This is a genomic window from Yersinia proxima (assembly GCF_902170785.1).
Lineage (GTDB): Bacteria > Pseudomonadota > Gammaproteobacteria > Enterobacterales > Enterobacteriaceae > Yersinia > Yersinia proxima.
The window spans coordinates 440,755-456,155 of sequence record NZ_CABHYG010000016.1 but is presented as its reverse complement, the minus strand read 5'-3'; the positions used below and the strand labels follow the sequence as shown (position 1 = coordinate 456,155).

Here is a 15,401-nt window from a genome sequence, read left to right as displayed (position 1 = left end):
AAAAACCCAGCACAGAGGCTGGGTTGGGTAAGAAGTTGGGTAAATTATCTTTTACGGCGGTAAATTCGGTGCTCTACCATCGTCCCAATTATTGTAACTGGAACCAAGTCTGATCTTATTGTTGGGTAATCTGGGTTTAGTGGCACCAATTCAAAAACCGGCTCCCCATCAATTCCAACGGCCTGTGGCCTGTATTTCTTAAAAGTGGCTTCGTAGTCGCCATTCTTGGCAACAACGAATTCACCAGGGCATGGCTCTATCTCTGGATCAACAACAATGACATCACCAGCCTTGAACTCAGGCTGCATTGAGTCGCCCTCAATCTTTAATGCAAAAGTATTCTCTGACCAATCCATGTCGGTCAATACATATTCGAATTCGCCCATCTCACTTAGTATCTGTGCGTTCTGCGCCAGCGCTCCCGCCTGCACGTAGCTTATCAACGGGATCTTCCTTGTTCCCACGTCTGCCATAGTTTTAAACACTCCGCCTTCCATGAGCCAAGCAGGGTCGCACTGTAAGGCCTTTGCAATGCCTACAATGTTGCGAGGCTTTTTTGTTGAGCCATCTTCGATAGCCCCCCATGACTGCTGTCTTATTTTCGCAAGCTCGGCAGCCTGATCCTGACTAAGACCAAGCTCCAATCGTCGAGATTTAACTCTATCTGCAAGGCTCATATCTCACCCTCTCCGTTTGGTGTGATTCTCACAGTAATTCCTGTAATTGACAAACATACAAAACTGTCGTTAAATACAGATAAAACTGTGGAGGCAAAAATGAAAACGGATTCGATTTCAGAACGTATTAAGAAAAAACGCGCCGAGTTAAATCTAACCCAAGTCGAATTGGCAGAGAAAACCGGCATTAAGCAGCAGTCGCTACAACAAATCGAAGCCGGTGTAACAAAGCGTCCTCGGTTCTTGCTTGAGATAGCAAAAGCACTTGGTTGTGATCCCCACTGGCTCATGTACGGCGATTCATCAGACAAAGCAGCTTAAGCACTACCGCTCTTTAACACTACTGACCTCACCCCGGAAAGTCTGGGGCTACCAAAGTGACAAGCTCACAGCTTTGTCACGTAACAACATCTAAACCACAAGGGAAGTATTACGCATGGAACGTGCAAGTACACGCAACAAGGCTCGAATCATTGAGAGCCAACTACTGAACAAGATTGCATTACGAGGCGTCACTGACATTGCTGACGCTGTAGGCGTGGATAAATCACAGATATCACGCTGGAAAGAAAGCTTCATTCCGAAGATATCAATGCTTCTGGCTGTTTTGGAATGGGGGGTAGTCGATGACGAGATGGCAAGGCTGGCTAAGTCAGTGGCGTTGTTGCTCGCAAAACAAAAATCCCCACGGCTAGGTGGGGACTCTGAACAATTCACTATGAACTTTTAACTGGATCAATTCACAGGAGTAATTATGACATTACCAACCGATGCTGTAAAGCCAGCGCCAAGCCTTGCAACGGGTGATCAGCTTACCGCTGAAACATGGGAAGATTTCCTTACCCGCCTTAAATATCACAGTGAAGGAGAGGGCGTTCACGATCATTGCACAGCTGATGCCCTTTTCATCGTCCAGAACAAGCGCCTTGTTAGCGGCATAGACCGTGATTATGCATCTGACCTGATGATCTTTCTTGATGATTACGAATGGTTTTCCCCGCTGGAGTTTTGGGCTGATCTGGATGAGGACTCACGCACCGATTTGAATAAAAAATCCCGCGATGAAACCAGTAAGTATTTCACCGACCTATCAACTTTCGAACAGTGGTTAGTTCTTGAGGATTTGGAAGATCACACCGTCACCGGTTACGCATGGGAATGGGAATACGTTAACAGCCATTTCACCAGAGAAGCAGCCGAAGCGTTCATTAAGCGCAAGTCCCACGACTATAGAGAATTGCGGGTATATGTGGAGTCACAGTATTTTGCGTGGGAATTCAAAGCGATTAAGAATGCGATTATGAATGGTCAGCTTGTTTTCAAAGGTGACCAAGGCATGGAGGCCAAATGAATACAGCGGAGATACTTCAATTTCCCTCTGAATCAGGGGGGCAGGAGCGACGTGTGGTGGATACCGAAAACGGTTATACCCGTATCGCTAACGAACTACTTGAGGCGGTCATAGGCTCTGGGTTAACTCAGAATCAACTCCTGATCACTCTGGCGGTCATTCGCAAGACATACGGCTATAACAAATCGGCTGACTGGGTGGGGAATTCCCAGTTGTCAGAACTAACTGGCCTACCTGAAACGCGGTGCAGCACGGAACGCAATAAGCTCGTCAAAATGAACATCCTGACGATGGCCGGCAGACAGGTGGGAATCAACAAGGAAATATCATCTTGGAAGACGAAGTTTAACGGTATCTGTAAACCCTTTACTGAAACTGTAAACTTTACAGAATCTGTAAAGAAAACCTTTACGGAATCAGTAAATCCGACTTTACAGAATCTGTTAAACACAAAAGACAATAATACAAAAGACAATAAAGACATTAAAAAGATATTACCCGAGACAAAGAAATCCCCTTCCGAAAAGACATCGAAATCCACTCAGCGACCAGCCGGGTTTTCACCATCAGAAGGCCATTTAAAAATGGCGGCTGAGATGGGCGTTAACCTGCAAAGCGAATTTGATGCTTTCTGCGATCACCATGAGGCAAAAGGTTCAACATTCAAAAACTGGGACGCAGCACTTCGCACATGGATTCGCAATTCCGCGAAATACAGTGGACGGACTAAGGCTTATCAAAACAAGCCTGTTACCACCCCGGCCCGCGCTACCGCCGATAATTTTTCAGCCAAGAACTACGGTGTGACTGACGCGCCGGGCTGGATGGAGGAATGATTATGCTTAGTTACGTAGAAGAGATTGCTAAGCTTGAAACCTCTCTGGAAAACATCAAGAAACCAGCGGCGGTTATCGAGGGAACGGTATTCGAATATCGCCAAGCCGTTTGTGATACCCATGGGGAATTTCAGCAACTTGTTCGCTCCATGAAAGCTTTAGGCAGCTTGCAGACAAAAACATCCTGCCCGTCCTGCCTGATGGAAAAGCTTCAGTCACTGAAAGAAAAACAGGCTGGTGAGGATGTCCGAGTTAAACAGGCAAACATCAAGCGACTGATGGCAGACCTACAACTGCCAGACCGGTTCGCTAGTGCCACGCTGGAAAACTATCACCCCCAGAACGACGAGGCGGCTCGCTGTCTGCATGTTTGCAAAGCCTATGCGTCCAAGTGGAGAGAGCGCCTGAAGCAGGGCGGAGGAATGGTTATGACCGGTAAGCCGGGCACTGGTAAGAATCACCTTGCTTTGGCAATTGCAAAGCACGTCATCACCGAACACCAAAGCTCAGCACTGTTCACTACAGCTCTGCGGGTAGCCCGAAAATTTAAGTCATCATGGGGCAAGAACGCTGAAGTTACTGAGCAGGAAGTTATCGAGGCGTACACCAGTCCTGATCTGCTGATCATCGATGAAGTTGGTGTTCAGTTTGGGTCTGAGTCTGAAAAGTTAATCCTGTTTGAAATCATCAATACCCGCTACGAAAAAATGCGGCCAACCATCCTGATAAGCAACCTTCCGAAAGACGAACTCAGCGCCTTTATCGGTGAGCGAGTGATTGATCGGATGAATGATGGTGGCGGTTGTACGCTGGCGTTTACGTGGGATAGCTACCGGTCGAGGGCTGCATGATGGACATAACTAAATCGCAGTCTGACTTTGAAGCTTGGCTTAAATCGGAATTTATCGTTCCCGCCAGTAGTCTCACACTTTCACCTGAAACATTTAAAAATGCAGTTCAAAAGGCATATCAAGCCGGGCGTGAAAGCATCGAGGTGGAGTTGCCGCCTCGAAAATCAGCAGATATAGAGTCAGAAAAATACCCCGACATGACTATGTACGAAGCGATGATGAGAGAGGGTATTTGGAACGATTGTATTTTTGAATGCGGGAAAATCCTCCGCACTGCCGGTATTCGAATCAAGGGTAATGAAAAGTCTTAAAGAGGAAATTATATGCATAGCGTAGACACTACAAAAATGACCGACTGCTATCAATGTAACGGTATTAAAAAGACGGTACACACAGATAGTGACATTGATAATGTTTTTTATGATGGTGATGCAGTTGTTTGTCATTCGTGCGGTGGATTTGGGGTTATCAGAATCAACTTTGATGATAATGCAGATATTGAATGGGATTATCAATGAATCAAGGGAGAGAGTGAATGATATTCGGGAAAAATGAAAAAATTGGTTGTGGTGTTCATCTCAACCCAAACGGTAGTGATTTACGGTGCGGGCAGAAATTAAATAATCGCAACTGGAATGAAGGGGAAGGAGTTATTCAGCTCTGCATTATTTGCGAACTAAAACAGCGTAACAACTCGTTGATGGATGCATTGCAATCTAAACATAAGGTAAAGCCATGAAAGAATTAGATAGTTTCACTGTAGAGAGACTAGAAGAGTTAGCGGTGTTAGACGAAAGTTTACTCATCCTCCCTGCATCACATAAGCAAGTAGCAGCCCTAGCCAGAATCGCGTTAGCTGCAAAGAGGGCTGAAGGTTTACCCGGTAATATATATCCTGATATTTCTGGAGAAATAACAGCATTAGAAAAAATATTGAAGTGGATTTTAAACCTTGAAGTTCCGACTACTGGCGCAACAAATAGGGCAATTTTGCTGGGTAACACGATTGAGCTTTTAAGAGATTGCCAAAAGCCAATAGTAGCCACCCCACAGTTGAACTCTCCGGAGATACCTGAAGGTTGGAAACTAACCCCCATCAATCCAACAGCGGAAATGATGGCAGCGGCAATGGAATGCGATGACGTGGTCTATGACTTGGACGACGATACTATTTTCTGCGTTCAATTCGATAATATTTATGCGGCCATGCTAGCCGCCGCGCCGGGGAAGGCAAATGGATAAACAGAAGTATTTACTTCTAAACGAAAGCATCAGACAAAACGCAATAGCAGCCATCAGAAACATACCGCTCGATTTCAAATCCCCCAAAGAAGTAATCATCCAGGAACCCAAGCGAAGCCTTCCACAGAATAACAAAATGTGGCCGCTGCTTACTGACATTGCCGAACAAGTTTTCTGGCATGGCGAGAAGTACAGCAAAGAGGACTGGAAGGACTTAATCACTGACCTTGTAGCAGAAACCAAGAATCAGGAACGCAGACAGGCACCGGGCATTACAGGTGGCTATGTTCGCTTTGGTCATCGTACAAGCCAGATGAGAAAGAGCGAGATGGTAGAAATTATTGAGGCAGCGTACTGGTTCGGCACTGAGCATAACGTGAAGTTTAGCGATGATGCCAAGCGAGAAGTGGAGTGGGCCAACCGGTTCGGTGACAAGGGGAAGGTGGCAGCATGATTACTCTGATATTAGTCGCAGCTTATTTCTGGATGGCTGGCGTTGTATCTGAATGGGCTCATGACATTTACGGTCGTGAAGAAACCTTCTCTGGATATGCAATGGCTATATGCATGGGACTTACATGGCCCTATTGGATTTTCCTGTATAAATCAGGAAGGCGGCATGAATGAAACGACAGTGTAGCCCTACACAGATAGCACTAGATAACCTGATATTCCGCAAGACCTCTCGAACCAAGCCTAAACCCCCAATCACCGCCAGCGAAATACCCACATATGACCACATATGCGTATTGCTGCGCGCAAAATTCGACAGAGTAAGGAGAACGCGATGAAAGACTATTCAGCAATGAGTAATTTTGAGATTAACAAGGCTGTCGGAGAGTTAACCGGCGAAGCGACGAATACCGAGCCTGTATTCGATATGGTAATCCGCAACGCCAACGGACGCAGATTTGACCCATGTAAAAACCCCACCGACGCATATCCCATAATGCTCGAGCATGGTATTGGCATTGATTATGACGGCATCTCATGGACTGCCAGTGATTGGCGTGAAAATAAACATAGCGACTGGCGCAATCATCCAGAGAGTCCGCTACGGCTGGCAATGATTGTATTCCTGATGATGAAAGAGAGGGGAAGCAGCCATGCCTGAACTCCCCCAATCAATATGTATCTTCTGCTTCCTGATGCTTAACAAGGGTGAAACCTACGCTCATCAGAAATGCATTGATAAAGCAGCGAAGGAGGAAGTCGATGATAACCGGCAAGCCAAAGAATAAACCACCCAAGCAAAAGAAGTGCAAAGTCTGCCCCACCAAGTTCACCCCTCGAAACTCCCTCCAAATAGTCTGCTGTGGTCACTGTGCCTACCTCTACCAAAAGCAGCAATCTGAAAAGAAAGCGGCTGATAAGGCATTGGAGGACAGAAAGGCATGGCGAGAGCGCAAGGCTAAGTTGAAGCCGATTAAGCACTGGGAGGACATGACGCAGCGAGCGATTAACGACTATATCACCAAAGGTCGTGACGTTGACGAACCGTGTATTAGCTGCGGCACATATCAAGCATATGAATGGCATGCAGGGCACTTCAGAACGATAGCCAAGGCATCACAGATTCGTTACGACGAGGACAATATAAATAAACAATGCAGTGCATGTAATACCCATCAATCAGGAAATATCACGCCGTACCGCATCAATCTTGTAAAGAAAATCGGCACTCAGCGCGTTGAGGCGCTCGAAAACAACAACACCCCTCACCGATACACCCGCGAAGAACTCGACGGCATCAGAGCGCTGTACAGAGCGAAATTACGTGAGCTTAAAAAACTTCAGGAGGCAGCGTGAACGCAGATATCAAAACCATTCCAGAGTTACTTATCGCCGCTTATGGCAACCAATCAACTGTGGCGGCCCAGCTAAATACTCAGCGCTCAACGGTAAAGAAGCATGCCAATGACTCAAAGGGTGAGCACCACGCCATTGTTAATGGTCGGCTGATGGTTGGGACAACTGGCAGGAAGAGGTCGGTATGAGTGACGATAAAAAGTTAATTGAGCTGGCTGGATTCGAGCGCAAAACTCAACTAAGGCGTGTGTGGGCCAAAGGTGCCAAGAAAATAACACCTCTCCAGCAGACATGGACTAGATACATGCTCATGAACTGGGGGGCAAAGTATCGTGGAAAGGAGGGGCCAACCAGTAGCGCTGGAAACATTATAGGAAGAATGATGTGGTGCAATGAGTGGAATTCAGAGCAGGGTGAGCGGATAAAGGTAATTTTCACAAACCTACTTAACCAAGGCTATATGGGTAATGATTTAATCCGAAAGGTTAAAGAAATATTTCTGCCAAACAGTTCAGGATCCAGCGCCATCTCTCTCGCCAAAGAACAAGATGACGCTGAATTTGTAGAAAAGATAATTAATAAAACATTATCAACTCGCAGCCCCCTGCGTGAAGTAGTAATTAGACATTATCTTGATTGCAAAGTACCGCAAGTTATCTCTGAGAAGCTAACAGAGCTAACGGGCATGGAGTTGGAATCATCACGCCGGAGAGTTAGGTGGGCAGAAAATGCAGCAGAAGACTTACTTTTTGCTGCGATGCAGATAGAAATGGAGAATGAAAAACTACAGATGGCAGCATAAATAGAAAATATTTTCACGAAATCTCTTGAACGCGACGCCGAACTGTGCAAAAGTAGCTATGCTCGGACGTCAAAGGCGAAGAGCGGTGGTGTAGTTAAGTCACCAAAACAAAGAAGCCTCGGTTAATCGCCGGGGCTTTTTTGTTAGCTATGGCTAGATAGGCCAATCGAAAAGCGGTATCGTCACTGCCTGCCATAGCGAACCATGACGAGAAACTAGACGAGGTTGTATATGGAGATAATGATTGTAGGCGGTCAGTACGACGGTGAATTGGTCACTGTGGGAAGCCATCCGATGCCATACATAAATATGCATCCTAAGCTTGAACCTTTAACCGCGCCGGTGGAAAGGGATGTAAACCCAAAGGCGACAGTCGACGTACTTATCTACAAGCTAGAGAAGGTTTGGTTATCGCCTCAAAAGTGGCAGTACGAATATCACTATCAAGGTCGCTAAGGCGGCCTTTTTGCTTTCTACATTCGCATGGGTACTGGATTGGTTAATCCAATCGTTGTGAAACAGTACCCAGCCGAATGTGCTAATCCGTTATCAATTTTATTATCCGTTATGAAATCATCACGGATAACCATATCGAGCCATTCCTCTGAATGGTTGCCAATCTTGGGCTGCGCTATTGCGTGGCCTTTTTTATTTCCGGAGCCAGAACAATGAAAACTTATATCGCTGGCCCCATGACTGGCTTGCCTAATTTCAATCGCTCTGCATTCAATGCGGTAGCCAAAGAGATATCGGCATCTGGTCACATCCCATTGAACCCAGCAATTCTCCCTGACGGATTATCTCAACCTGACTACATGTGCATTTGCATGGCAATGCTACAACGCGCCGATGCTATTTACATGCTGGATGGTTGGCAATCAAGCGCAGGTGCTCGGGCTGAATATGCTTTAGCTGAAAAGCTTGAGATTGAAATTTTGTTCCAAGACATGAGCATTGCGCAGATGTTGAAGCGTAAAGCCTCGCTTAAATAATTTAGCCCGCCGCCAGCGCCAATAACCCTCAAACAAACTCCGTGTCTGAATGGATCACGGCGGCAGGGCTATTCCCTACACAACAGCATATGAACCCGACATACGCCGGGGTTAATTTCCCCAATGGGGAGGCAGGATATGAAAATGCACAACTCCCCGGATGTATGGACGGTGATAGGACTATGGATTGCAGAACACAGGGGTGAGCTATTAAGCGCCTTGGTTGCTGCGATTATGGCTTTGCTGCGTGGATGGTACGCAGGTGGCGGCCGAACGCAGCGAATGCTCGATGCTGCGATGTGTTCAATCATTGCCTGGTTCCTGAAAGACATCTTTGTATTGCTCAGTATCGACCAAGGCTGGGCAATGGTATCGAGTGTATTTATCGGCTACCTCGGAACTGACTATATCGGTTCGGTGCTTAAGCGCATCGTTGGCAACAAGACAGGGGCGGGCAATGCAAACCAATAAATTTAGTCAGCGCAGTGAAAACAACTTGAAAGGCGTTAACCCGGCATTAGTGAAAGTAGTTCGCCGCGCTCTGGAGTTATCACCTGTTGATTTTGGTGTAACTGAGGGGCTTCGAACTGTTGCCCGACAAAAAGAACTGGTAGCCAATGGTGCCAGCCAAACCATGAATAGCCGACATATTACCGGTCACGCTATCGATGTGTTTGCTTACCCAACCGCAAGCGGATCATGGGAATGGAAATACTACGAGCAAATATCTGCCGCATTCAAACAGGCCGCCAAAGAAGTTGGCGTTCCTATTGAGTGGGGTGGTGATTGGAAGACACTGAAAGATGGGCCTCACTTCCAGCTACCACATAAAGAATATCCCGCATGAATCGTGTAACGGCAATGCTCGCCGCTGTCCTGATAGCCATCTTCACTGGATTGGCCTGGTTAGCTTTTCACTACTACGGGCAATCTGTTGAGAAGGATAAAACCATCACCACGGTAACCGGTGAAAGGAATGAAGCTCAATTCACGCTAGGAAATTACACCACGACAGTTCGTCTGTTCAACGATATCGCCAAGGCCAACGAGCATGAAAAAAACCGCATTAGCAATAATGGTGAGGTGCGAGCTGCTGCGATTAAAAAAGACATTGCGGGGGATGAGTGTGCTGTTCGGCCTGTTCCTGCTACCGCTGCTGACCTCCTGCGGAAGCACGCAAATCAAATACGTTCAGGTGCCACAGGTACCGATACCAGCAAGCTTACTTTCTGACTGCATCCCTCCAGAGATACCCGAGATATTAACTTGGGGTAACAGCCTATTGCTGAATGACACCTTGTTGACAGTGATAGAGCAGTGCAACGCAGATAAGGCAAGCATTCGGAAAATAGAATCAACCCGACAAGGTGATAACCAGATTGTGCAGCCCTAAAGAGGTGATCCACATCTTGCTGACGGGTAAGCCGTAAGTGGTGTAGCAACGCCGAGAGGAGTGGCACAGCCGCGAACAAAGAATAGCTGACATTACAGCAGGCATTTACGAGTGCCTGTGATAATGTTTTGGCATGTGAAGACAAGGTGGAAATGAAAGTGATAAATCAACTTATCAATGCGGCTTTATCTACTCAGTTGAATGGAGTTTCTAAGTTAAATTCAACGGCTACCCCTAAGGCTCAAAGAAAAGCTGTAGCATGTGACATGTGTGGTTCTCTTGGAATTATTGGCCTTGATGGATTTTCTATACCTAGCGGGGCAGGAATGATGTGGCTTCTAGCTAATTCTAAGCCGTGTCCTTACTGCAATTAACAACCTCAAGGTCGCTTAGGCGGCCTTTTTTATTGGCTGCAATCACGCCACCAAACGGAGACAATCATGTCTGAACAAACCGGACTTACCCAAATACAAACCAGTCGATTAGAAATTCTCCGCTTGGTAATGAAAGATACCGCAGCGGCACAGAAAGCTATCGACTTCATCAACGACGACCCGCTTAAGCAAGAGTTATTCAAAGACCAATACGCACTCGCTGCTAATGAATCTGGTCTTGTATCCAGAACAGAGAAAGCAATCAAAGAGTGCCAAGAGGCGCTATCACTATTCGACTAAATTCAATTGAGGTAATCATGAATAACAACTGGCCAGCTTATACGGGCAACAATGAGATTGTTAATGCCATTGATATCACCTCGGTTAAGCAGTTGGATACCGGTTACGGTGAAATCAAACCAACGAACAGCTTCCCGGTAGTGACTGTTACCGACGATTTCATGCAGCAATACCGGCCGGTGGCTACAGGTTACCTAGTGAGTCGTACCGGTGGCCCGATGTTCTACATGAGCAAGTCAGCGTTTGAAGCAGTGTACACCAAAAATGGCACCGGGGCGGCCTGGGCAGACATCACCGGAAAGCCTTCTACGTTTGCACCAGTGATTGGCACAACCGTAACTACAGCAATGGCCGGTAACAAGGTACCGACATCAACCGATCGCGGTGGCGTACTGCAGCAAACAGCTATTGTTGCCATCACTGACTCATCTGGTGGCACATCAGGCGGTAACACTGTAGCAGCAGTTCCGGCCGCTACCGCGGCAACAACTGACGCCACGGCCGCATCACTGACATCTACTAACGCAGCTATCACTGCCATCAAGAACGACTTCGCCACGTTATCGGCTAAGTACAACGCATTGCTGGCTGCTGTGAAGGCTTCAGGTGTTACTGCATAACCAATTACACAGCCTATTCGCTGAGTGGGCTGGATAATGAGTTAACGAGGATAGAGAGATGGCAGCACCAAAGGGTAACCGATTCTGGGAGGCCCGCAGTAGTCATGGGCGCAACCCGAAGTTTGAATCGGCTGATGCTCTCTGGGCGGCCTGTTGTGAATATTTCGAATGGGTGGAAGCTAACCCATTATGGGAGATGAAAGCGTTCGCATATCAGGGCGAGGTTACGCAAGAAAAAATTGCAAAGATGCGAGCTATGACTCTTGCCGGGCTATGCCTATTTCTTGATGTTAGTGATGATACATGGCGGAACTATCGAGCAAATAAAGATTTTTTAGGGGTCGTCACACAAGTGGAATCTGTTATTTATTCTCAGAAGTTTGCTGGGGCAGCCGCTGACTTGCTTAATGCAAATATTATTGCGCGCGATCTGGGTTTGGCGGACAAGAAAGAAGTCAGTCAGACAATCGTTGATAAAACTGACGAAGAACTTGACCGGCGCATCAGGGAGCTGACAAATGGAAAAGCTCTCATCAATGACTCGGGAGCAGAAGCTTGAGTTAATACGGTTAATTGAAGAGAAAAACAGACGATCAGAAGTTTATAGGTATCGAAATTACTACTCAACTCGATACGCATGGCAACGGAAGTTTATAGCCAACACTGCTGAATACTCTCAAGTCGCACTAATTGCAGCTAACCGAGTTGGCAAGACAGATACCGCAACATATATCGATGCTATTCATGCCATGGGCGACTACCCAGACGGCTGGGAAGGTTACAGGTTTGACCATGCCCCGCTTATCTGGGTGCTTGGATACTCCGGTGAGAAGTGTCGAGATTTACTACAAACGCCGCTGATTGGCAGAAAAACAGATAACGGATGGGAAGGCGGCTTAATACCCGGTAATCTTATTGTTGGTGTTGAGCCAATGGCTGGGACTCCCAACGCCATTCGATCGGTTTACATCAAGCACAAGTCAGGCGATTTATCTAAGATTCAGTTCTGGTCATATTCTCAGGGCCAACATGCATTGATGGGGGATAGCGTTGACTGGTTTCACGTCGATGAGGAACCTAAAGATCCTAATATTTACCCACAAGTATTAACCCGTACAGCTACCGGCGATAAGGGGCGTGGTGGGCGAGGAATACTAACGTTTACGCCAGAAAATGGGCGCACAGAACTTGTCATTCAATTCATGGACACACCTTCAAGCGCTCAAGTCTGTATGAATGTAGGTTGGGATGATGCGCCTCATCTTAATGAGAAAGTTAAAGCTGACTTACTTGCGTCATATCCGTCACATCAGCGAGATATGCGTACTAAAGGTATTCCTATGCTTGGACATGGGCGAATTTATGAAATGTCTGATGATTCCATTACCTGTCCTCCATTTGAGTGTCCAGACCACTTTTTTGTAATCAACGGTCAGGACTTTGGCTGGGATCACCCACAGGCACACATACAGCTTTGGGAGGACAGGGATACTGAAACTATCTACATATCTCATGTATGGAAGGCGAGAGGGAAGAAAGCCGATGAGGCTTGGAGAATAGTTAAGCCTTGGGCTCAGAATATTCCAGTAGCTTGGCCTCATGACGGAAATCAGCATGAGAAAGGTGGCGGTCAGCAGCTGAAGGTTCAGTATGCTGATGAAGGTTTCAAGATGCTCCCATCTCATGCAACGTGGCCCGATGGGGATAATAGAGTCGAACCCGGAATTCAGAAAATACGTGATTTAATGCTTGATGGGAAACTAAAAGTATTTAGCACATGTTCTGATTTCTTCGAAGAATTCCGCATGTATCACCGCAATGAAAACGGACAGATAGCAAAGACCAACGATGACGTCCTTGATGCTGTTCGGTATGCATACATGATGCGCCGCTTTGCTAAGCAGATGCGCGATATTAAAAAGCCCAAAGAGAAAAAACTCCCCGCACCGATTAAACCAATTCAACGAAGAGGCAGATGATGGCCGATGATAATAAATTGCTGGCGATCCTGACCTCCTTTGATCGGGATTGGACAGCAAGCGATGAGGCGCGGACTGAAGCGGCTAACGATTTATTCTTTAGTCGTGTGTCGCAATGGGATGACTGGTTATCTAATTACACAACGCTGCAGTATCGCGGACAGTTCGACATTGTGCGCCCTGTGGTTCGTAAGCTGGTTGCAGAGATGCGCCAGAATCCAATTGAAGTGATGTATAAGCCAAAGGATGGAGCCTCACCTGATGCCGCTGACATCCTTATGGGGATGTATCGCACTGATATGCGTCACAACTCAGCGAAGATTGCCGTTAACGTAGCAGTACGTGAGCAGCTTGAGTGTGGTGTCGCAGCGTGGCGGCTGGTTACCGACTACGAAGATCAAGACCCGACCAGTAATAACCAGGTGATCCGCCGCGTTCCGATTCATGAGGCATGTACCCATGTGATATGGGACTGCAACAGCAAGATGATGGACAAGTCCGACGCCCGCCACGTTACGCTAATTAACGCAATGAGCATTGAGGGGTGGGAGGCATTCGCTGAAGAGGAAGGGATTGACCCGGAAAACTACCCAGACTTTCAAAACCCCGACACTGATTGGGTATTCACCTGGACAAACAAAGATGTCGTTTATGTCGGTGAACACTATGAAGTAAAAGAAGAGAAAGAACGGGTGTTCATCTACGAGCAACCTATTACCGGGCAGATGGTCAGCTATTACAAGCGAGATATCAAAGACGTTATTGATGACCTAGCCGAAGCTGGTTATATCAAGGTTGGTGAGAAGAAGATAACGCGTCGCCGAGTATATAAATACCTGGTTACCAACTCAGCATTACTGAAAGGCCCGATTGATATCGCCGGTCAGCATCTTCCTATTGTTCCGGTATTCGGTGAGTGGTCATTCGTTGGCGATAAAGAAGTTTATGAGGGTGTTGTGCGCCTAGCTAAAGACGGTCAGCGCTTACGCAACATGATTATGAGCTTCAATGCTGACATAGTTGCCCGATCCCCACGCAAGAAACCTATCTTCTGGGCTGAGCAAATCGCTGGCTACGAGCACATGTACAACTCAGAAGATGAGTATCCGTATTACCTGATGAACCGCACTGATGAGAACAGCGGTGATTTACCAGCACAGCCTCTTGCTTATATCGATAATCCAGAAGTACCACAGGCTAATGCATACATGCTTGAGGCCGCTACCGCAGCAGTGAAAGAGGTAGCCAGTCTTGGTGTGGATACCGAGGCCGCAGGTAGTCAAGTAGCGTTCGACACAATAAATCAACTCAACGCACGCTCAGACATGGAGACTTATGTCTTCCTTGACAACTTATCTACAGCGATGAGACGTGATGGTGAGATTTACGCCTCAATGGTCAACGACATCTATGACGTTCCTCGTCAGGTGATGATGACCATGCCAGATGGCACTGAGAAGGATGTCGAAGTCCTCAATCAGGTTGTCGATTATCAAACAGGGCAAGTGGTGACGCTTAACGATGTTCGTGGGCGCTACGAAACTTACACCGACACTGGCCCATCATTCCAAAGCATGAAGAGTCAGAACCGGGCAGAAATTCTTGACCTGATGGGCAAGGTTCAGCCAGGTACTCCAGAGTATCAAATGTTGCTGCTTCAATACTTCACTCTGCTGGACGGCAAAGGTGTTGAGATGATGCGCGAGTACGCCAACAAGCAACTCGTCATGATGGGACTCAAGAAACCTGAAACCCCTGAAGAGGAGCAGATGGTTGCAGAGGCTCAGCAGCAACCGAAAGAACCAAGCCCGGAAGACAAGCTGGCACAGGGTGCATTGTTAACTGGTCAGGCAGATTTGCAGAAAGCCATGAATGATGAACAACGCATTCAGGTTGATGCAATGAAAGCTCAAGCAGATATTCAACTCTCTAATGCCAAGATCGCCGAGATAATCGCTTCAGTAGATCTAGATAAGCAGAAGGAGGTTAGAGAGATGTTGAAAGTGTTAGGACAATTCCAGCAACAGCAGGGTGATAACGCCAGAGCTGATGTTGAGTTGCTTCTTAAAGGAGCAAGCCAAACCCACTCCCGCCGCATGGACACAACCAAACTAATGCAGCAAAGCCACAAACCTTCCGGCAGAGCAGCCGAGATTCCTCAATAAGAGAGAGATA

Annotated in this window: 28 protein-coding genes; 26 read left to right on the top strand and 2 right to left on the bottom strand. The window is 47.0% G+C overall.

The genetic code is table 11. The features are described from left to right. Nucleotides 1–44: 44 nt before the first annotated feature. Nucleotides 45–677, bottom strand: coding sequence for a LexA family protein (locus FTB31_RS15845; RefSeq protein ID WP_049525567.1), 633 nt, complete (start codon nt 675–677; stop codon nt 45–47). 99 nt (nt 678–776) lie between these two features. On the opposite strand from FTB31_RS15845, the gene FTB31_RS15840 reads away from it, so the two are divergent. From FTB31_RS15840 to lysC, 21 genes are all read left to right on the top strand, one after another. Then, complete coding sequence (locus tag FTB31_RS15840; protein ID WP_049525568.1) at nt 777–998, top strand: helix-turn-helix domain-containing protein; 222 nt, start codon at nt 777–779, stop codon at nt 996–998. Between the two features lie 115 nt (nt 999–1,113). Beyond that, entirely contained in the window at nt 1,114–1,407 is a 294-nt protein-coding gene (locus tag FTB31_RS15835) for a CII family transcriptional regulator (RefSeq protein ID WP_227731563.1), read from the top strand. A 24-nt stretch (nt 1,408–1,431) separates the two neighbouring features. Then, nucleotides 1,432–2,028 (top strand): hypothetical protein, encoded by a 597-nt coding sequence (locus tag FTB31_RS15830; protein ID WP_227731562.1) that lies wholly within the window; start codon nt 1,432–1,434, stop codon nt 2,026–2,028. Continuing rightward, a complete protein-coding gene (locus tag FTB31_RS15825; protein WP_227731561.1) occupies nt 2,025–2,864 on the top strand; it encodes a replication protein in 840 nt (279 codons plus the stop codon). The genes FTB31_RS15830 and FTB31_RS15825 overlap by 4 nt, the downstream gene beginning before the upstream one ends. After that, on the top strand, nt 2,861–3,715 hold the full coding sequence (locus FTB31_RS15820) for an ATP-binding protein (protein WP_050158267.1): 855 nt from the start codon (nt 2,861–2,863) through the stop codon (nt 3,713–3,715). Before FTB31_RS15825 ends, FTB31_RS15820 begins: the two co-directional genes overlap by 4 nt. Continuing rightward, on the top strand, nt 3,715–4,026 hold the full coding sequence (locus tag FTB31_RS15815) for a hypothetical protein (RefSeq protein WP_227731560.1): 312 nt from the start codon (nt 3,715–3,717) through the stop codon (nt 4,024–4,026). The genes FTB31_RS15820 and FTB31_RS15815 overlap by 1 nt, the downstream gene beginning before the upstream one ends. 12 nt (nt 4,027–4,038) lie before the next feature. Beyond that, nucleotides 4,039–4,233 (top strand): hypothetical protein, encoded by a 195-nt coding sequence (locus tag FTB31_RS15810; RefSeq protein ID WP_145531831.1) that lies wholly within the window; start codon nt 4,039–4,041, stop codon nt 4,231–4,233. 17 nt (nt 4,234–4,250) lie between these two features. Beyond that, nucleotides 4,251–4,454 (top strand): hypothetical protein, encoded by a 204-nt coding sequence (locus FTB31_RS15805; protein WP_050077687.1) that lies wholly within the window; start codon nt 4,251–4,253, stop codon nt 4,452–4,454. After that, entirely contained in the window at nt 4,451–4,957 is a 507-nt protein-coding gene (locus FTB31_RS15800) for a hypothetical protein (protein ID WP_227731559.1), read from the top strand. Before FTB31_RS15805 ends, FTB31_RS15800 begins: the two co-directional genes overlap by 4 nt. Next, on the top strand, nt 4,950–5,411 hold the full coding sequence (locus FTB31_RS15795) for a recombination protein NinB (RefSeq protein WP_227731558.1): 462 nt from the start codon (nt 4,950–4,952) through the stop codon (nt 5,409–5,411). Before FTB31_RS15800 ends, FTB31_RS15795 begins: the two co-directional genes overlap by 8 nt. 60 nt (nt 5,412–5,471) lie before the next feature. Then, a complete protein-coding gene (locus FTB31_RS21500; RefSeq protein ID WP_265102187.1) occupies nt 5,472–5,597 on the top strand; it encodes a hypothetical protein in 126 nt (41 codons plus the stop codon). A gap of 147 nt (nt 5,598–5,744) precedes the next feature. Beyond that, nucleotides 5,745–6,071 (top strand): phage protein NinX family protein, encoded by a 327-nt coding sequence (locus FTB31_RS15790; protein WP_227731557.1) that lies wholly within the window; start codon nt 5,745–5,747, stop codon nt 6,069–6,071. Further along, nucleotides 6,064–6,198, top strand: coding sequence for a hypothetical protein (locus FTB31_RS21495; RefSeq protein ID WP_265102186.1), 135 nt, complete (start codon nt 6,064–6,066; stop codon nt 6,196–6,198). Before FTB31_RS15790 ends, FTB31_RS21495 begins: the two co-directional genes overlap by 8 nt. Next, nucleotides 6,173–6,766, top strand: a complete 594-nt coding sequence (locus FTB31_RS15785; protein ID WP_227731556.1) for a recombination protein NinG — start codon at nt 6,173–6,175, stop codon at nt 6,764–6,766. The genes FTB31_RS21495 and FTB31_RS15785 overlap by 26 nt, the downstream gene beginning before the upstream one ends. Then, complete coding sequence (locus tag FTB31_RS15780) at nt 6,763–6,954, top strand: phage NinH family protein (protein ID WP_227731555.1); 192 nt, start codon at nt 6,763–6,765, stop codon at nt 6,952–6,954. The genes FTB31_RS15785 and FTB31_RS15780 overlap by 4 nt, the downstream gene beginning before the upstream one ends. Further along, entirely contained in the window at nt 6,951–7,568 is a 618-nt protein-coding gene (locus tag FTB31_RS15775) for a hypothetical protein (protein WP_227731554.1), read from the top strand. The genes FTB31_RS15780 and FTB31_RS15775 overlap by 4 nt, the downstream gene beginning before the upstream one ends. 668 nt (nt 7,569–8,236) lie before the next feature. Then, nucleotides 8,237–8,560, top strand: coding sequence for a DUF4406 domain-containing protein (locus tag FTB31_RS15770; protein WP_227731553.1), 324 nt, complete (start codon nt 8,237–8,239; stop codon nt 8,558–8,560). A gap of 138 nt (nt 8,561–8,698) precedes the next feature. Then, nucleotides 8,699–9,031, top strand: a complete 333-nt coding sequence (locus FTB31_RS15765; protein ID WP_057643656.1) for a phage holin, lambda family — start codon at nt 8,699–8,701, stop codon at nt 9,029–9,031. Then, complete coding sequence (locus FTB31_RS15760; RefSeq protein WP_227731552.1) at nt 9,018–9,407, top strand: M15 family metallopeptidase; 390 nt, start codon at nt 9,018–9,020, stop codon at nt 9,405–9,407. The genes FTB31_RS15765 and FTB31_RS15760 overlap by 14 nt, the downstream gene beginning before the upstream one ends. Then, complete coding sequence (locus FTB31_RS15755; protein ID WP_227731551.1) at nt 9,404–9,793, top strand: exotoxin; 390 nt, start codon at nt 9,404–9,406, stop codon at nt 9,791–9,793. Before FTB31_RS15760 ends, FTB31_RS15755 begins: the two co-directional genes overlap by 4 nt. Then, nucleotides 9,681–9,953, top strand: coding sequence for an Rz1-like lysis system protein LysC (gene lysC, locus FTB31_RS21645; RefSeq protein ID WP_227731550.1), 273 nt, complete (start codon nt 9,681–9,683; stop codon nt 9,951–9,953). The genes FTB31_RS15755 and lysC overlap by 113 nt, the downstream gene beginning before the upstream one ends. Here the strand turns inward: lysC and FTB31_RS15745 are convergent. Continuing rightward, nucleotides 9,915–10,058 (bottom strand): hypothetical protein, encoded by a 144-nt coding sequence (locus FTB31_RS15745; RefSeq protein WP_227731589.1) that lies wholly within the window; start codon nt 10,056–10,058, stop codon nt 9,915–9,917. The two genes, lysC and FTB31_RS15745, sit on opposite strands and share 39 nt — an antisense overlap. 335 nt (nt 10,059–10,393) lie before the next feature. Here FTB31_RS15745 and FTB31_RS15740 point away from each other — a divergent pair, with 335 nt between their 5' ends. From FTB31_RS15740 to FTB31_RS15720, 5 genes are read left to right on the top strand one after another with little or no spacing between them, the layout of a single operon-like run. Next, complete coding sequence (locus FTB31_RS15740) at nt 10,394–10,627, top strand: DUF2560 family protein (protein ID WP_227731549.1); 234 nt, start codon at nt 10,394–10,396, stop codon at nt 10,625–10,627. A gap of 17 nt (nt 10,628–10,644) precedes the next feature. Next, on the top strand, nt 10,645–11,247 hold the full coding sequence (locus FTB31_RS15735; RefSeq protein ID WP_049606326.1) for a hypothetical protein: 603 nt from the start codon (nt 10,645–10,647) through the stop codon (nt 11,245–11,247). A 58-nt stretch (nt 11,248–11,305) separates the two neighbouring features. Continuing rightward, nucleotides 11,306–11,806: a DNA-packaging protein gene (locus FTB31_RS15730; protein ID WP_227731548.1), complete on the top strand. Its 501-nt coding sequence runs from the start codon at nt 11,306–11,308 to the stop codon at nt 11,804–11,806. Next, nucleotides 11,766–13,226 carry a phage terminase large subunit family protein gene (locus tag FTB31_RS15725; RefSeq protein ID WP_123767276.1) on the top strand — a complete coding sequence of 487 codons (1,461 nt, stop codon included), beginning with the start codon at nt 11,766–11,768 and terminating at the stop codon, nt 13,224–13,226. The genes FTB31_RS15730 and FTB31_RS15725 overlap by 41 nt, the downstream gene beginning before the upstream one ends. Then, nucleotides 13,226–15,391: a portal protein gene (locus FTB31_RS15720; RefSeq protein ID WP_227731547.1), complete on the top strand. Its 2,166-nt coding sequence runs from the start codon at nt 13,226–13,228 to the stop codon at nt 15,389–15,391. Before FTB31_RS15725 ends, FTB31_RS15720 begins: the two co-directional genes overlap by 1 nt. Nucleotides 15,392–15,401 lie beyond the last annotated feature (10 nt).

Bases quoted from the DNA above. Each gene is read 5' to 3' on its own strand.
- FTB31_RS15845 (WP_049525567.1), bottom strand. From the start codon at position 677: ATGAGCCTTGCAGATAGAGTTAAATCTCGACGATTGGAGCTTGGTCTT.
- FTB31_RS15840 (WP_049525568.1), top strand. From the start codon at position 777: ATGAAAACGGATTCGATTTCAGAACGTATTAAGAAAAAACGCGCCGAG.
- FTB31_RS15835 (WP_227731563.1), top strand. From the start codon at position 1,114: ATGGAACGTGCAAGTACACGCAACAAGGCTCGAATCATTGAGAGCCAA.
- FTB31_RS15830 (WP_227731562.1), top strand. From the start codon at position 1,432: ATGACATTACCAACCGATGCTGTAAAGCCAGCGCCAAGCCTTGCAACG.
- FTB31_RS15825 (WP_227731561.1), top strand. From the start codon at position 2,025: ATGAATACAGCGGAGATACTTCAATTTCCCTCTGAATCAGGGGGGCAG.
- FTB31_RS15820 (WP_050158267.1), top strand. From the start codon at position 2,861: ATGATTATGCTTAGTTACGTAGAAGAGATTGCTAAGCTTGAAACCTCT.
- FTB31_RS15815 (WP_227731560.1), top strand. From the start codon at position 3,715: ATGGACATAACTAAATCGCAGTCTGACTTTGAAGCTTGGCTTAAATCG.
- FTB31_RS15810 (WP_145531831.1), top strand. From the start codon at position 4,039: ATGCATAGCGTAGACACTACAAAAATGACCGACTGCTATCAATGTAAC.
- FTB31_RS15805 (WP_050077687.1), top strand. From the start codon at position 4,251: ATGATATTCGGGAAAAATGAAAAAATTGGTTGTGGTGTTCATCTCAAC.
- FTB31_RS15800 (WP_227731559.1), top strand. From the start codon at position 4,451: ATGAAAGAATTAGATAGTTTCACTGTAGAGAGACTAGAAGAGTTAGCG.
- FTB31_RS15795 (WP_227731558.1), top strand. From the start codon at position 4,950: ATGGATAAACAGAAGTATTTACTTCTAAACGAAAGCATCAGACAAAAC.
- FTB31_RS21500 (WP_265102187.1), top strand. From the start codon at position 5,472: ATGACATTTACGGTCGTGAAGAAACCTTCTCTGGATATGCAATGGCTA.
- FTB31_RS15790 (WP_227731557.1), top strand. From the start codon at position 5,745: ATGAAAGACTATTCAGCAATGAGTAATTTTGAGATTAACAAGGCTGTC.
- FTB31_RS21495 (WP_265102186.1), top strand. From the start codon at position 6,064: ATGCCTGAACTCCCCCAATCAATATGTATCTTCTGCTTCCTGATGCTT.
- FTB31_RS15785 (WP_227731556.1), top strand. From the start codon at position 6,173: ATGATAACCGGCAAGCCAAAGAATAAACCACCCAAGCAAAAGAAGTGC.
- FTB31_RS15775 (WP_227731554.1), top strand. From the start codon at position 6,951: ATGAGTGACGATAAAAAGTTAATTGAGCTGGCTGGATTCGAGCGCAAA.
- FTB31_RS15770 (WP_227731553.1), top strand. From the start codon at position 8,237: ATGAAAACTTATATCGCTGGCCCCATGACTGGCTTGCCTAATTTCAAT.
- FTB31_RS15765 (WP_057643656.1), top strand. From the start codon at position 8,699: ATGAAAATGCACAACTCCCCGGATGTATGGACGGTGATAGGACTATGG.
- FTB31_RS15760 (WP_227731552.1), top strand. From the start codon at position 9,018: ATGCAAACCAATAAATTTAGTCAGCGCAGTGAAAACAACTTGAAAGGC.
- FTB31_RS15755 (WP_227731551.1), top strand. From the start codon at position 9,404: ATGAATCGTGTAACGGCAATGCTCGCCGCTGTCCTGATAGCCATCTTC.
- lysC (WP_227731550.1), top strand. From the start codon at position 9,681: ATGAGTGTGCTGTTCGGCCTGTTCCTGCTACCGCTGCTGACCTCCTGC.
- FTB31_RS15745 (WP_227731589.1), bottom strand. From the start codon at position 10,058: ATGCCTGCTGTAATGTCAGCTATTCTTTGTTCGCGGCTGTGCCACTCC.
- FTB31_RS15740 (WP_227731549.1), top strand. From the start codon at position 10,394: ATGTCTGAACAAACCGGACTTACCCAAATACAAACCAGTCGATTAGAA.
- FTB31_RS15735 (WP_049606326.1), top strand. From the start codon at position 10,645: ATGAATAACAACTGGCCAGCTTATACGGGCAACAATGAGATTGTTAAT.
- FTB31_RS15730 (WP_227731548.1), top strand. From the start codon at position 11,306: ATGGCAGCACCAAAGGGTAACCGATTCTGGGAGGCCCGCAGTAGTCAT.
- FTB31_RS15725 (WP_123767276.1), top strand. From the start codon at position 11,766: ATGGAAAAGCTCTCATCAATGACTCGGGAGCAGAAGCTTGAGTTAATA.
- FTB31_RS15720 (WP_227731547.1), top strand. From the start codon at position 13,226: ATGGCCGATGATAATAAATTGCTGGCGATCCTGACCTCCTTTGATCGG.